A 13,750-nucleotide genomic window follows, 5' to 3' on the forward strand; every position below is an offset into this window, starting at 1 on the left:
GTTCCACACGAGGGCCTCCCCGCCAGGGGTAGGCCCTCGTGTGCGTTGTGCCGCCATTTTCCGCGGCATCAGGAAGGATGTACCCGTGAACGCGAGTTCGAACGACAAGCCCGGACGCGACTCGTCCGGCGAAGCCGGCCGGGGCGGTGGCGGACCGCGCTCCGATAAGGGCGGCTACGACCGCTCCCACGGCAAGCGTGAAGGTTTCCGCCGTGACGGCGACCGGGCCAGGGGCTACGACGGCGGGTACGACCGTCCGCGCGGCACGGGCGAGCGCGGCGGGTTCCGCCGCGACGAAGGCGACCGCGGTGGATTCCGCGGCAATCGTGAGGGCGGCGACCGTCGCGAGGGCGGCTTCCGCTCCGGCGGCGACCGGCCCTCCTACGGCGAGCGCCGCGAGGGCGGCTACTCGCGGGGCGGCGACCGCCCCGGATACGGCGGCCGTGACAGCGGTTCCCGCGGCGACCGGCCGGCTTACGGCGACCGTCGCGAAGGCGGCTTCCGTTCCGGTGGTGACCGTGACCGTTCGAGCGGTGGTGACCGTCGTGAGGGCGGCTTCCGCTCGGGTGGTGACCGTCCCGGCTACGGCGACCGTCGTGAGGGCGGCTTCCGTTCCGGCGGCGACCGCCCTGGGTACGGCGGCGGCGAGCGTCGTGAGGGTGGCTTCCGTTCGGGTGGTGACCGGCCGTCGTACGGCGACCGCCGTGAGGGCGGCTTCCGTTCCGGTGGTGACCGTGACCGTTCCAGCGGCGGCGAGCGCCGTGAGGGCGGCTTCCGTTCTGGTGGTGACCGTGACCGTTCCAGCGGTGGTGACCGTCGTGAGGGCGGTTTCCGTTCCGGTGGTGACCGTCCCGGCTACGGCGACCGTCGTGAGGGCGGCTTCCGCTCCGGCGGCGACCGCCCTGGGTACGGCGGCGGCGAGCGTCGTGAGGGTGGCTTCCGCTCGGGTGGTGACCGGCCGTCGTACGGCGAGCGTCGTGAGGGTGGTTTCCGTTCCGGTGGTGACCGTGACCGCTCCAGCGGTGGTGACCGCCGTGAGGGCGGGTTCCGCTCGGGTGGTGACCGTCCCGGCTACGGCGACCGCCGTGAGGGTGGCTTCCGTTCCGGTGGCGACCGGCCGTCGTACGGCGAGCGGCGCGAGGGTGGCTTCCGTTCCGGTGGTGACCGTGACCGCTCCAGCGGTGGTGACCGCCGTGAGGGCGGGTTCCGTTCCGGTGGCGACCGTCCTGGCTACGGCGACCGCCGTGAGGGCGGCTTCCGCCCTGGCGGTGACCGTGAGCGCTTCGGCGGCGGGGACCGTCGTGAGGGCGGGTACCGCTCCGGCGGCGACCGTCCCGGCTACGGCGAGCGCCGTGAAGGCGGGTTCCGTTCCGGTGGTGACCGTGAGCGCTTCGGCGGCGGCGAGCGTCGTGAGGGCGGGTTCCGTTCCGGCGGTGACCGTCCTGGCTACGGCGACCGCCGTGAGGGTGGTTTCCGTGGCGGCGACGAGCGCGGTGACCGTGCCGGTTTCCGGGGTGGCGAGCGTCGTGAAGGCGGCTTCCGCGGTGACCGCGAGGAGCGCGCCGGTGGCGAGGCCGCCGAGAGCGCGGGCCGTCCCGGTCCGGAGCTGTCCGATGAGATCAGCGCGTCCGACCTCGACAGCGAGGTCCGTGCGGAGCTGCTGTCGCTGGCCAAGCCGGTGGCCGACACCGTCGCCCGGCACCTGGTCGCGACCGGGCAGCTGATCGACGAGGACCCGGAGAAGGCGCTGGAGCACGCCCTGGCGGCGCGCCGGCTGGCCTCCCGCATCGCGGTGGTACGCGAAGCGGTCGGCCTTGCCTCCTACCAGGCGGGCGACTGGGCGAGCGCGATCGCGGAGATCCGCACGTACCACCGGATGACCGGGCGGCAGACGCACCTGGCCGTGCTGGCGGACTGCGAGCGGGCGCTGGGCCGGCCGGAGAAGGCGATCGACCTGTTCCGCGGTGCCGAGCGCGAGAAGCTCAGCCAGCCCGAGGCGCTGGAGCTGCTCATCGTCGCCGCCGGCGCGCGCGGTGACCTGGGCCAGCACGAGGCCGCCGCGGCGATGCTGCAGGTGCGCGAGCTGACCGTCGAGTCCACCGAGGACTGGTCGCCGCGGCTGCGTTACGCGTACGCCGACGCGCTGCTGAAGTCCGGCCGGACCGAGGAGGCGCGGGAGTGGTTCGCCAAGGCCGCCGCGGCCGACACCGACGCGGTGACCGACGCGGCCGAGCGCCTGCTGGAGATGGACGGCGTCGAGATCGAGGACGAGTCCGACGAGGACGACGACCGTGCTCCGGCCGCCCGCCGTGCCGAGGGCCGGTCCGATGACGACGAGGCCGACGACCGCGACAAGGACGACGAAGACGACCTCGACGACGATGACGAGGACTACGACGACGAGGACGACGAGGACGACGACGATCTCGACGGCGGCGAGGGCTACGACGGCGACGCCACCGACGACGACGAGGACGACCTCGAGGACTTCGACGAGAAGCCGGGCGCTCCGGCGGCCGACGCCGAGCGGAAGGCCGACACGGACAAGTGACCGAGCTCGTCGAGAACTATGACCTGGTCATCTTCGATCTCGACGGCGTGCTGTACCTCATCGACCGCCCCATTCCCGGGGCGGTCGATGCGTTGGCCCGCCTGAGGGAAGAGGGCAAACCGGTGCGCTTCGCGACCAACAACGCGTCGCGCCGCGCCGCCGAGGTCGCCGCCCTGCTGCGCGGTATGGGCATCGCGGCCCAGCCGCACGAGGTGCTCACCTCGGCGGGGGCGGCCGCGGCGCTGCTGGCGCAGCGGCTGGAGCCGGGCGCGCCGGTGCTGGTGCTGGGCGCGCCCGCGCTGCGCAGCGAGGTCGCCGATGTGGGCCTGCGGCCGGTCGACAGCGCCGACGACAACCCGCGCGCCGTGGTGCAGGGGTTCGGGCCGGACCTGGGCTGGAAGCAGCTGGCCGAGGCGTGCGTGGCGATCCGCGCGGGCGCCTGGTGGGTCGCGACGAACACCGACAAGACCCTGCCGACCCTGCGCGGGCCGTTGCCCGGCAACGGGTCCCTGGTGGCGCTGCTGGCCACCGCGCTGGAGCGGGAGCCGGACGTGGTGGTCGGCAAGCCTGAGCCGGGCCTGTTCGCCACCGCGGCGGGGCAGGCGTCGGCGCGGCGGGTGCTGGTCGTCGGCGACCGGCTGGACACCGACATCGCCGGCGCGCACCGCGCTGGAATGGACAGTCTGCTGGTGCTGACCGGCGTGTCGACGGCGGTCGAGGCCGCCGCGGCGGGCGGGCAGCTGCGCCCGACGTATGTCTCGGCGGATCTCGGGGGGCTCTTCGCTGCTCCGGCGGTCCCGGCCCTGTAGCGTTGGTCGGCGGAACGGTATGGCCGCGTGGACGCGGCCCGTGCTGGGCAGCAGTCGTCGGGAGAGGTGGTGACCGCCGTGGCGCAGAAGTCGGGCGAGCCGAAGCAGGACGTGGTGAAGGCGTACCTCGAGCTGGCCCTCGGGCTGACCGAGGCGTCGAAGAAGAAGGCGGAGAAGACCGTCAAGAAGGCGGCCAAGGGGCTGCTGGGCAAGAGCGGCGCGACCGCGACGCAGCTGCAGGCCATGGCCGAGGATCTGGTCAGCACCGGCCTGCAGAACCGGGAGGCGGTCGCGCGGATCGTGCGGCTGGAGCTGGACCGTGCCCTGGGCCGGGTCGGCCTGGCCACCGCCGAGGAGGTCGCCACCCTGACCGCCCGGATCGAGGACCTTGAGGGCGAGCTCCGCGAGGCGAGGATCGACGCCGCGGTCGCGGCGGCGCGTGCGGCCTCGGCCAACGGCGGCGGTTCCGCCAACGGCAGTGCCACGGCCGCCGCGCCGTCGGCGGAGGCCGCCGAGGAGGACACCGCGAGCCCGGTGGCGAAGAAGGCCGTCGCGGGCAAGGTCGCGCCGCCCGCCGTGCGGGTGCCACCGCGGGGTGGGGTCGCCGAGCGGCCCGAGGTCATCGAGCGCCCCCGTGAGCTGCCCAGGCCGGCGAAGAAGGCGGAGGCCGCGAAGCCGGCGCCGAAGCCCGCCCCGCCGAAGAAAGCCGTGAAGGCCGTCGCCAAGAAGGCCGCGCCGGCCGCCGAGCCGCAGGCCGCGTCCGAGGACGTGCCGGTGGCCGCGAAGAAGGCCGTGGCGAAGAAGGCCGTCAAGAAGGCTCCGGCCGGCAAGGCGGCCCGGGCATGAGCTCTCCGCAGCTGCCGCTGTCGTTCTCCCCGGCGGTGCCCGCGCCGCGTCCGATGCCGACCCCGGCGACCCTGATGCCCGGCCCCACCGGCCATCACGCCGTGGACGCCGCCGTGCGGGGGGTGGCCAACGCCGCCGACCTGCCGCTGGCCGAGCAGCTCGCGGCGTACGAGGCGGCGCACCGGACGCTGCGGGAAGTCCTCGCCGCGATCGAGGCGTAACACCCATGGCACGACGTGTCCGGCTGGACGCGGAGCTGGTCCGGCGCGGGCTGGCCCGGTCGCGGGAGCAGGCCGGTGAGCTGATCGCCGCAGGCCGGGTCGAGGTCAGGGGCACCGTGGCGCACAAGGCCGCGGCCATGGTCGACCCGGCCGACGCGCTACGCGTCACCGGCGAGTCCACCGGCGACGACTACGTGTCCCGGGGCGGGCACAAGCTCGCCGGGGCGCTGGCCGCGTTCACGCCGCGCGGGCTGGCCGTGGCCGGGCGGCGCTGCCTGGACGCGGGCGCGTCCACCGGCGGCTTCACCGACGTGCTGCTGCGCAGCGGGGCGGCCGAGGTGGTCGCCGTGGACGTCGGCTATGGGCAGCTCGCCTGGTCGCTGCGCACCGACGAGCGGGTGAAGGTGCACGAGCGCACCAACGTGCGCACGCTCACCCCCGAGGTCATCGGCGGCGTGGTGGAACTCACCGTGGCCGACCTGTCGTTCATCTCGCTGCGGCTGGTGCTGCCCGCGCTGGCCGCGTGCACCGACGGTGACCTGGTGCTGATGGTGAAGCCGCAGTTCGAGGTCGGCAAGGAGCGGGTCGGCGCGGGCGGCGTGGTGCGTGATCCGGCGCTGCGGGCCGAGGCCGTGCTCGACGTCGCCACCGCGGCGACCGCGCTCGGCCTGGGCACGGCCGGGGTGACGGCAAGCCCGCTACCAGGGCCGTCGGGCAATGTGGAGTTCTTCGTGTGGTTCCGGCGTGACGCACCCGCCCCCGCGGTGGCGGACATCCGCGCCGTGGTGGAGGCTGGGGTGCCGAACGCACCTGACGCGGAGGACTGAATTGGAGCGCGTGGCGCTGCTCGTCACCCATACCGGCCGGAAGGACTCCACCGACCACGCCCGCACCGTGGCGCGGGACCTGATCGCCGCGGGCTTCACCGTGCGCGTGGTCGCCGAGGAGGCCGAGGACCTGGACCTGTCCGGGGTCACCCCGATCTCGGGCGCCTGCGCCGCGCAGGGGGCCGAGATCGTGTTCGCCCTCGGCGGCGACGGCACCCTGCTGCGCGCCGCCGAGCTGGCCCGCCCCGAGGGCGCGCCGCTGCTCGGCATCAACCTGGGCCGGGTCGGGTTCCTGGCCGAGGCCGAGATCGCCGACCTCGACCAGGCGGTACGCGACGTGGTCGCCCGCGACTACAGCGTCGAGGAGCGGCTCACCATCGACGTCACGGCCGAGCTGGCCGGTGAGGTGATCGCGGAGTCGTGGGCGCTCAACGAGGTCACCGTCGAGAAGGGCAACCGCGAGCGCATGCTCGAGCTGCTGGTCGACGTCGACGGGCGCCCGCTGTCGCGCTACGGCTGCGACGGCGTGGTGTGCGCCACCCCGACCGGCTCGACGGCGTACGCCTTCTCGGCGGGCGGGCCCGTGGTGTGGCCGCGGGTGGAGGCGCTGCTGCTGGTGCCGATCAGCGCGCACGCGCTGTTCAGCCGGCCGCTGGTGACCGCGCCGGACTCCGTCATCCAGGTGACCATCGACCCGTACACCGAGCACGCGGTGATGAGCTGCGACGGCCGGCGCGTGTACAGCCTGGCGCCCGGGGCGCAGGTCACCATGCGGCGCGGCGAGCTGGCGGTGCGCGTGGCGCGGCTGCGGCCGCGGCCGTTCACCGACCGGCTGGTGGCGAAGTTCGGGCTGCCGGTGGAGGGCTGGCGGGGGCACGGACCGCGCCACCCTGGTCACTGAGCGGTACAAACGCACGGCCCGGCGTGACACTGTCGGAGGGGCGGGCTACTGTCACCTGTTGTGCTGGAAGAGTTGCGCATCACCGGCCTCGGCGTGATCGAGGACACCACCCTCCCGCTGACCCGCGGCATGAACGTCATCACCGGTGAGACCGGTGCCGGCAAGACCATGGTCGTCACCGGTCTCGGCCTGCTGTTCGGCGGCCGGGCCGATGCCGGGCGGGTCCGGGCCGAACCGGGCCGGGCCACGGTCGAAGGCAGGCTGCGCCTGACGGGCAACGCCGCCAGCGCGGTGGCCACCCGGGTCGCCGACGCGGGCGCCGAGTCCGACGTCGACGGCAGCCTGCTGATGAGCCGCACCGTCACCATCGAAGGCCGCTCCAAGGCCCACGTGGGCGGGCGGACCGTGCCGGTGTCGCTGCTGGGCGAGGTCGGCGAGCTGGTGCTCGCCGTGCACGGCCAGTCCGACCAGCTGCGGCTGCTGCGCCCCGCCGAGCAGCGCGGCTCGCTGGACCGCTTCGCCGGTCCCGAGCACGAGAAGCTGCTCGTCGAGTTCCGGGAGCTGTTCACCCGCTGGCGCGGGGTCGCCGACGACCTGGCCGACCGGCGCCGCAACGCGCGCACCCGGGCCCAGGAGGCCGACCTGCTGCGGCTGGGCCTCGACGAGATCACCCGGGTCGACCCGCAGCCCGGCGAGGACGACGAGCTGCGCACCGAGGCCCAGCGGCTGGAGCACGCCGAGGGTCTGCGTACGGCGGCGCACATCGCGCACCAGGCCGTGGCCGGTGGCGGCGAGACCGACAGCGAGGACGCGACCAGCCTCGTCGGCACCGCGCGGCGCACCCTGGAGTCGCAGTCCGGCGTGGACCCGAAGCTCGGCGAGTTCGCCGCGCGGCTGGAGGAGGCAGCGTCGCTGCTCGGCGACGTCTCCGTCGAACTCTCGACGTACCTGGCCAGCCTCGACGCCGACCCGGCCCGGCTGCAGTTCATCTACGAGCGGCGTGCCGCGCTGCGCTCGCTGACCCGCAAGTACGCCGACGACATCGACGGCGTGATCGCCTGGGCCGACAACGCCCGCGCCCGCCTCGGCGCCCTGGACAGCTCGGACGAGCTGCTGGAGGAGCTGGAGCGGGAGATGCACCGGCTCGCCGGGGAGGTCGCCGAGCTGGCCGCGAAGCTGCGTGACGCGCGCCTGGAGGCGGCCGGCCGGTTCGCCGACAAGGTCACCGTGGAGCTGGCCGGTCTGGCCATGCCGCACGCCCGCATCCAGGTGCTGGTCGTGCCGCGCCCGGCCGGTGACATCAGCCTGCCGGTCGGCGGCGTCGAGTCCGGGGTGACCGCCGACGGCGCCGACGACATCGAGCTGCGCCTGCTGGCCCACCCCGGCGCGCCCGCCCTGCCGCTGCAGAAGGGCGCCTCCGGCGGTGAGCTGTCCCGGGTGATGCTCGCCATCGAGGTCGTCTTCGCTGGTGCGGGCGGCCCGCCCACGCTCGTCTTCGACGAGGTCGACTCGGGCGTCGGCGGCACCGCCGCGGTCGAGATCGGCCGGCGCCTGGCCCGGCTGGCCCGCAACCACCAGGTCCTGGTCGTCACGCACCTGCCGCAGGTGGCCGCGTTCGCCGACCGGCACCTGGTGGTGGCGAAGGACACCGGCGGCGCGATCACGACCAGCGGGGTGCGCGTCGTCGAGGAGACCGAGCGCTCCCGTGAGCTGGCCCGCATGCTCGCCGGCCTGCCCGACTCCGACCTCGGCATCGCCCACGCGGAGGAGCTGCTGGCGGTCGCCGCCCGCGAACGCGCCAACGCCGCCTGACCGTCCAAACCGCGAGGGGCACCCACCGCCACCCGGCGGCCGGGTGCCCTTCGCGTTCCGGAACCTTAGGGGCCGCAGCCGCCGCTCCCCGCCACGCCCGAATCTGCCGACATCCAGCCACGGGCACCGGCCACCCGCCACCCGCGACTCGCGACCCGCGATGATCGCGATCTCGTGTCACAAAGTGCGGCTGAGCCACACCTTCCGACACGAGATCGCGATCATGCCCTCGCAGCGGTCGGGTTGCCTCCGGGAAGATCGCGGGTTCGTGTCGAAACCTGTGGTGGGACCGCACATCGCGACACGAACTAGCGATCATGCCCCCTGCGGTGGTCGGACTACCTGCGGAAGATCGCGGGTTCGCGTCGCAACATCCGGCGCAGGCGCGGGATCCCGGCGGTGGTGGGGGCGGGCATGAGGTAGGTCACCGACCCCTGCTGGAGGGTGCAGAATCGGCATGGTTTGCCCGATATGAGCAGCTGGGACGGGCGTGCCGGTCGGCGGCAGAGGCGGACGGATGTCACGATGGGGTCGGCGAGGTTTCGGACATCACAATTCGGCCCGGATGGGTCGATCATGGGTGTCGGTGCGCGCCAACACCGGACTGACATGCCAGGATGGCTGCGATGCGTCTTCCCACCTTGCGCCGGACCCGGCCCGCCGAACCCGGGATCCTGACCGGCACCGCTCGGCTCGATCGCCGCACCAAGCGGCTGGTCGGTCGGCTGCGTCCCGGCGAGATCGCCGTGATCGACCACGTCGACATCGACCGGGTGGCCGCCGACTCGCTGGTCGCCGTGGGCGTGGCGGCGGTGCTGAACGCCAAGCCGTCCATCTCCGGCCGCTACCCGAACCTGGGCCCCCAGGTGCTGGTCGAGGCGGGCATCACCCTGCTCGACGACCTGGGCGAGGGCGTCTTCCAGCAGATCCGGGAGGGCGACACCGTCCGGGTCGAGGGCAACACCGTGTACGTGCGCGGCGAGCCGGTCGGGCACGGGGTGCGCCAGGACGCCGACAGCATCGCCAAGGCCATGCTCGACGCCCGCGAGGGCCTGTCGGTGCAGCTGGAGGCGTTCGCGGCGAACACCATGGAGTATCTGAAGCAGGAGCGCGAGCTGCTGCTCGACGGCGTCGGCGTGCCCGAGATCAAGACGCAGATCGCCGGGCGGCACTGCCTGATCGTGGTGCGCGGCTACGACTACAAGGCGGACCTGGACGTGCTGCGGCCGTACATCCGCGAGTTCAAGCCGGTCCTGATCGGTGTGGACGGCGGCGCGGACGCGCTGGTCGAGGCCGGATACACCCCCGACATGATCATCGGGGACATGGACTCGGTCACCGACGACGTGCTGCGCTGCGGCGCCGAGGTGGTCGTGCACGCCTACCCCGACGGCCGCGCGCCCGGCCTGGACCGGGTGCACCAGCTCGGTGTCTCCGGGATCACCTTCCCGGCCGCGGCGACCAGCGAGGACATCGCGATGCTGCTGGCCGACGAGAAGGGCGCGACCCTGATCGTGGCCGTCGGCACCCACGCCACGCTGGTGGAGTTCCTGGACAAGGGCCGCGGGGGCATGGCGTCGACGTTCCTCACCCGGCTGCGGGTGGGCGGAAAGCTGGTCGACGCCAAGGGCGTCAGCCGGCTGTACCGGCAGAGCATTTCAGGTTCCTCGCTGCTTTTGCTGGTATTGTCCGCCATCGCGGCGATGGCGGCGGCCGTCGCCGTGTCCACCGTGGGCAAGGCTTACCTGTCGCTGGCCGCGGAGTGGTGGGACGACGTGATGTTCCACCTGCAGCGGCTGTTCTAGGGACCCCGGACGATCAAGAGGCTCTGACGTGATCAACTTTAGGTACCACGTGGTGTCCATGACGGCGGTGTTCCTGGCCCTGGCCATCGGGCTGGTCGTCGGAACCGCGGCGCTCAACGGCCCGGCGGCCGACGCGCTCGAGGACAACGTCAACGCGCTGCGCAAGAACAATTCGCAGCTGCGCGACCAGGTGACCGGCCTGCGTGACCAGGCCAACCGCGAGGAGCAGTTCGTCACCGAGGCCGCGCCGATCATGCTGAACGGCAAGCTCACCAACCGCCGCGTGCTGCTGCTGGTGATGCCGTCGGGCCGCGACCAGGTGGACGGACTGGAGGCCATGCTGAAGACCGCGGGTGCCAAGACCGTCGGCACCGTCGAGCTGACCGACAAGTTCTTCAACCCGGACAACAGCGTCGAACTGCTGGACCTGGAGAACAAGGCCGAGCCGGCCAGCGTGCCCACCACCGCGATCCCGCTCAACAGCGAGGGCGTCGAGTCGTCCAGCGCGCTGCTGGCCGCGGTGCTGCTCGACCGGACCCCGGCGGTGCCGGCCGCGGACCGCGCGGCGGTGCTCGCGGCGTACAGCAAGCTCGGTTACCTGACGGTCGTCGGCAGCGTGTCCGGCCCGGCCGAGGCCGTGGTCATCGTCTCCGGCTCGCCGTACACCGACAGCCAGGCCGCGGGCAAGAACGCCGCGGTCAAGACCACCGCGGTGCAGTTCGACCACGCCGGGGTCGCGGTCGTCGGCGGCGTGCTGGGCGGCGAGGGCAACCTCATGATCGAGGTACGCGACGACGCCACGCTCGCCAAGACCATCTCGACCGTGGACAACGCCGAGACGGTGCAGGGCCAGGTCGCCTCGGCGCTCGCGCTGCACGAACAGTTCTCCGACAACAAGGCCGGCCACTACGGCGTCGGCACCAACGCCAGCGCGCTGCTCCCGCAGCAGCAGAAGTGAGCTGAGGTGGGCTTACTCGCCCGAGTAGCACTGATCGGCCTGGGCGCTTACGGCGCCCGGGCCGCACTGCGTACGGCACGCACCCGCCCCGAGGCGGCGCGGCTGGAGCGCACGAACTTCCGCGGCCGCACGGTCACCCTCGCCGGGGGTCCCGCGCTGGCCGTCTCGGCGAGCGTGAGCAGCGCCCTCGGCGCCGGTGACGCGCGCACCGCCACGGCCGCGCTCGCCGCCGGGCTCTCCGGCGGGGCGGTCGGCCTGTACGACGACATCGTCGGCGCGCGCCCCGACCAGAAGGGCGACAAGGGCTTCCGCGGGCACCTGCGGGCGCTGCGCGAGGGCCGGGTCACCAGCGGACTCGTGAAGATCGCCGGAGTGGGCGCGGGCGCTCTCGCGGCGGCGGCGCTGCTGCCGGACCGGCGCGGCCGCGGCAGGCTCGGGCGGGCCGCCGAGGTGGCGCTGGGCGCCGGGGTCATCGCGGGCAGCGCGAACCTGTACAACCTGCTCGACCTGCGCCCCGGCCGGGCGCTCAAGGCGGGTCTGCTGGTCGGCGCGCCGCTGACCGCCACTCGCGCGGGCGGCCTGGCCGCCGGGCCCGTCGGCGCGAGCGCCGGGCTGCTGCCCGACGACCTCGGCGAGGAGATCATGCTCGGCGACTCCGGCGCGAACGCGCTCGGCGCGCTGCTCGGCGTCGCCGCCACCGCGCGCACCGGGCTGTTCGGCCGGGCCGCGCTGCTCACCGGCATCGGTGCGCTCACCCTCGCCAGCGAGAAGGTCAGCTTCACCAAGGTCATCGAGCGCACCCCCGTGCTCCGCGAGATCGACGCCTGGGGCCGCCTCCCGGCCCCGAAGCAGCAGCTTCCGCAGGCGCGCCAGGCCGCCGACGATCCCGCGCCGCAGGCAGTGGCCACGACGACGCCGCAGCCAGGCCCGGCAGCCGGAACCCCGCTGGCGGCGCTGACGGGCCGCGCAGGAGGCACTCAGCAGCCGCAGGCTGCCGCACCCACGACGGGCCAGCCGGGCACTCCGCCGCAGCAGGCTGCCGCGTCCGTGACAGGCCAGACGAGCAATCCGCCGCAGGCTGCCGGGCCCTCGACGGTCCAGGCGAGCACTTCGGCGCAGGCTGCCGATCCGACAGCGGGCGACGGGGCGAGCGCTCCGCAGGTGCCGGTGACGGGGGAGCAGGCCGCGACGCCGCGGCGCGCTGCCGCACGCAAGGCATCCCGGCAGGCCGCTGACGCTGGTGGCGGCCATGGGCCACGCGCTGCTGAGGTCGACCACGCCACCGACGCCGAGGCCGCCACACCGGCCGAGGAGGCCGCTGCCAAGCCGCAGCCGCGAGCACGGGCCCCGCGCCGTACCCAGAAATGACCGTGACCGCTGACGACAGGGTCGCGCCGCGCGGCCCCGCTGCGGCGCGGATCGCCGGTGCCGCGACGCTGATCGCCGGGCTGACGGTGCTCAGCCGGCTCGCGGGCTTCGCCCGCACCCTGGTCTTCTCGCAGACCGTCGGCGTCGACGACCTCGGCGGCGTCTACCTGGCCGCTAACACCATCCCGAACATCATCTTCGAGATCGTCGCAGGCGGCGCGCTGGCCGGGCTGGTGGTGCCGCTGCTGGCCGGGCCGCTGGCCGCCGGGGACCGCGACCAGGTGCGCCGCACCGTCTCGGCGCTGCTCACCTGGACCCTGGCCGCGCTGGTGCCGCTGGCGGTGCTGCTGTGGTTCGGCGCGGGCACGGTGATGTCGCTGCTCCAGCCGGGAAACTCCCCGGTCCTGCACGAGGCGGGGGAGTCGATGCTGCGGGTGTTCGCGCCGCAGTTGCCGCTCTACGGGATCGGCATCGTGCTCACCGGCGTGCTGCACGCGCACCGCCGCTTCGCCTGGCCGGTGCTCGCCCCGCTGCTGTCCAGCCTCACCGTGATCGGCGCGTATGTGCTCTTCGCCTCGCGAGCGGGCAAGTGGCCCGCGGCGGAGACGGTGTCCGTTGGCGAGCTGGCGATCCTGTCCGTCGGCACCACGCTGGGAGTGGTGGTGCTCTCGCTGTGCCTGGTGATTCCGGTGAGCCGGCTGCGGCTGGGGCTGCGGCCGACGTTCTCGGTCGACCCGGGGCAGCGGCGGCGCATCGGCGGGCTGGCCGCGGCGGGTATGGCCACGGTCGTCGCGCAGCAGGTCGCGCTGCTGGTGACGATCCGGCTGGCGTCGGACACCGGCCCGGCCACCAACGCGGTCTACAACCTCGCCCAGACGGTCTACCTGCTGCCCTGGGCGGTGCTGGCGGTGCCCGCGGCGACGGCGGCCTACCCGGCGATCGCGACCGCGCACGCCACCGCCGACACGGGCACCCTGCGGCTCACCACGGCCCGCACCGGCCGGGCGGTGCTGCTGCTCAGCGGTCTCGGCGCGGCGGGCCTGGCGGCGGTGGCGGCTCCGGCGGCGGCCCTGCTGACGTACACCGACGGCGACCCGGCCCGCAGCCGCGCGCTGGCCACCGCTGTGATCGCTTTCACGCCGGGCCTGCTCGGCTACGGCCTGTCCGCGCTGCACCAGCGCACGCTGTACGCGGTCGGTGCGAACCGGCTCGCCGCGCTGGGCGTGTCCGGCGGCTGGGCGGTCGCGCTGGTCGCGGCGCTGGTGTTCTCGCACACCCTGCCCGACGGCGCGCGTGCCGCGGCGCTGGGCGCGGCCAACTCGATCGGCATGCTGGTGATGGCGGTGCTGCTCGCCGTGGCGGTCCGTGCCCGGGTGGGCGGTCCGGCCCTGTCCGGGCTGTTCCGCGCGGCGCTGGCGGCCTCCGTCGCGGCGCTGGCGGGTGCGGTCGCGGGCATCGAGGCGGGGCGCGCGGTGGTGTCCGGGACCCCCGGCATCATGGGTCTGGCCGGACAGGGCATGCTGTCCGGTGGCGTGTCGCTTGTAGTCTTTCTGATCGTCTGCGCCCTGCTCGACCTGCCGGACCTGCGGCCACTGCTCGACCGGGTGCGGCGCCGGCGCGGATGACGGGCGCGGCACACACGGGGCGAGAGG

At 74.1% G+C, this 13,750-nt stretch carries 10 protein-coding genes and 2 pseudogenes; 11 read left to right on the top strand and 1 reads right to left on the bottom strand.

The window, feature by feature from the left end; genetic code table 11:
- A partial coding sequence (locus Cba03nite_RS32200) for a hypothetical protein (RefSeq protein ID WP_203754483.1) occupies window positions 1-1,702 on the bottom strand: 1,702 nt, incomplete at its 3' end.
- Here Cba03nite_RS32200 and Cba03nite_RS32205 point away from each other — a divergent pair.
- The 11 genes and pseudogenes from Cba03nite_RS32205 to murJ all read left to right on the top strand — a co-directional run bounded on the left by Cba03nite_RS32205 (window position 1,679) and on the right by murJ (window position 13,723).
- The gene (locus Cba03nite_RS32205) at window positions 1,679-2,551 is read left to right on the top strand and encodes a tetratricopeptide repeat protein (RefSeq protein WP_203754486.1); all 873 of its coding nucleotides are present in this window, start codon (window positions 1,679-1,681) and stop codon (window positions 2,549-2,551) included. The genes Cba03nite_RS32200 and Cba03nite_RS32205 overlap by 24 nt on opposite strands.
- Window positions 2,548-3,348: pseudogene (locus Cba03nite_RS32210) on the top strand (HAD-IIA family hydrolase); the annotation flags it as partial. The gene Cba03nite_RS32205 and the pseudogene Cba03nite_RS32210, both read left to right, overlap by 4 nt.
- 81 nt (window positions 3,349-3,429) lie before the next feature.
- Complete coding sequence (locus tag Cba03nite_RS32215) at window positions 3,430-4,206, top strand: hypothetical protein (RefSeq protein WP_239126169.1); 777 nt, start codon at window positions 3,430-3,432, stop codon at window positions 4,204-4,206.
- Entirely contained in the window at window positions 4,203-4,427 is a 225-nt protein-coding gene (locus Cba03nite_RS32220; RefSeq protein ID WP_203754775.1) for a hypothetical protein, read from the top strand. The genes Cba03nite_RS32215 and Cba03nite_RS32220 overlap by 4 nt, the downstream gene beginning before the upstream one ends.
- A 5-nt stretch (window positions 4,428-4,432) precedes the next feature.
- Entirely contained in the window at window positions 4,433-5,254 is an 822-nt protein-coding gene (locus tag Cba03nite_RS32225; protein ID WP_203754497.1) for a TlyA family RNA methyltransferase, read from the top strand.
- A 1-nt stretch (window position 5,255) separates the two neighbouring features.
- Window positions 5,256-6,155, top strand: coding sequence for an NAD kinase (locus Cba03nite_RS32230; protein ID WP_239126170.1), 900 nt, complete (start codon window positions 5,256-5,258; stop codon window positions 6,153-6,155).
- A gap of 60 nt (window positions 6,156-6,215) precedes the next feature.
- Window positions 6,216-7,967, top strand: a complete 1,752-nt coding sequence (gene recN, locus Cba03nite_RS32235) for a DNA repair protein RecN (protein ID WP_203754501.1) — start codon at window positions 6,216-6,218, stop codon at window positions 7,965-7,967.
- Between the two features lie 626 nt (window positions 7,968-8,593).
- The gene (gene steA / locus Cba03nite_RS32240; protein WP_203754503.1) at window positions 8,594-9,772 is read left to right on the top strand and encodes a putative cytokinetic ring protein SteA; all 1,179 of its coding nucleotides are present in this window, start codon (window positions 8,594-8,596) and stop codon (window positions 9,770-9,772) included.
- Window positions 9,773-9,800: 28 nt separating this feature from the next.
- Window positions 9,801-10,730 carry a copper transporter gene (locus Cba03nite_RS32245; RefSeq protein ID WP_203754505.1) on the top strand — a complete coding sequence of 310 codons (930 nt, stop codon included), beginning with the start codon at window positions 9,801-9,803 and terminating at the stop codon, window positions 10,728-10,730.
- Window positions 10,731-10,736: 6 nt separating this feature from the next.
- A pseudogene (locus tag Cba03nite_RS32250) lies at window positions 10,737-11,564 on the top strand (hypothetical protein); the annotation flags it as partial.
- 536 nt (window positions 11,565-12,100) lie between these two features.
- On the top strand, window positions 12,101-13,723 hold the full coding sequence (gene murJ / locus Cba03nite_RS32255; RefSeq protein ID WP_239126171.1) for a murein biosynthesis integral membrane protein MurJ: 1,623 nt from the start codon (window positions 12,101-12,103) through the stop codon (window positions 13,721-13,723).
- Window positions 13,724-13,750: the final 27 nt, after the last annotated feature.

It is taken from the genome of Catellatospora bangladeshensis (assembly GCF_016862575.1).
Taxonomy (GTDB): Bacteria; Actinomycetota; Actinomycetes; order Mycobacteriales; family Micromonosporaceae; genus Catellatospora; species Catellatospora bangladeshensis.

Bases quoted from the DNA above. Each gene is read 5' to 3' on its own strand.
- Cba03nite_RS32220 (WP_203754775.1), top strand. From the start codon at position 4,203: ATGAGCTCTCCGCAGCTGCCGCTGTCGTTCTCCCCGGCGGTGCCCGCG.
- Cba03nite_RS32225 (WP_203754497.1), top strand. From the start codon at position 4,433: ATGGCACGACGTGTCCGGCTGGACGCGGAGCTGGTCCGGCGCGGGCTG.
- steA (WP_203754503.1), top strand. From the start codon at position 8,594: ATGCGTCTTCCCACCTTGCGCCGGACCCGGCCCGCCGAACCCGGGATC.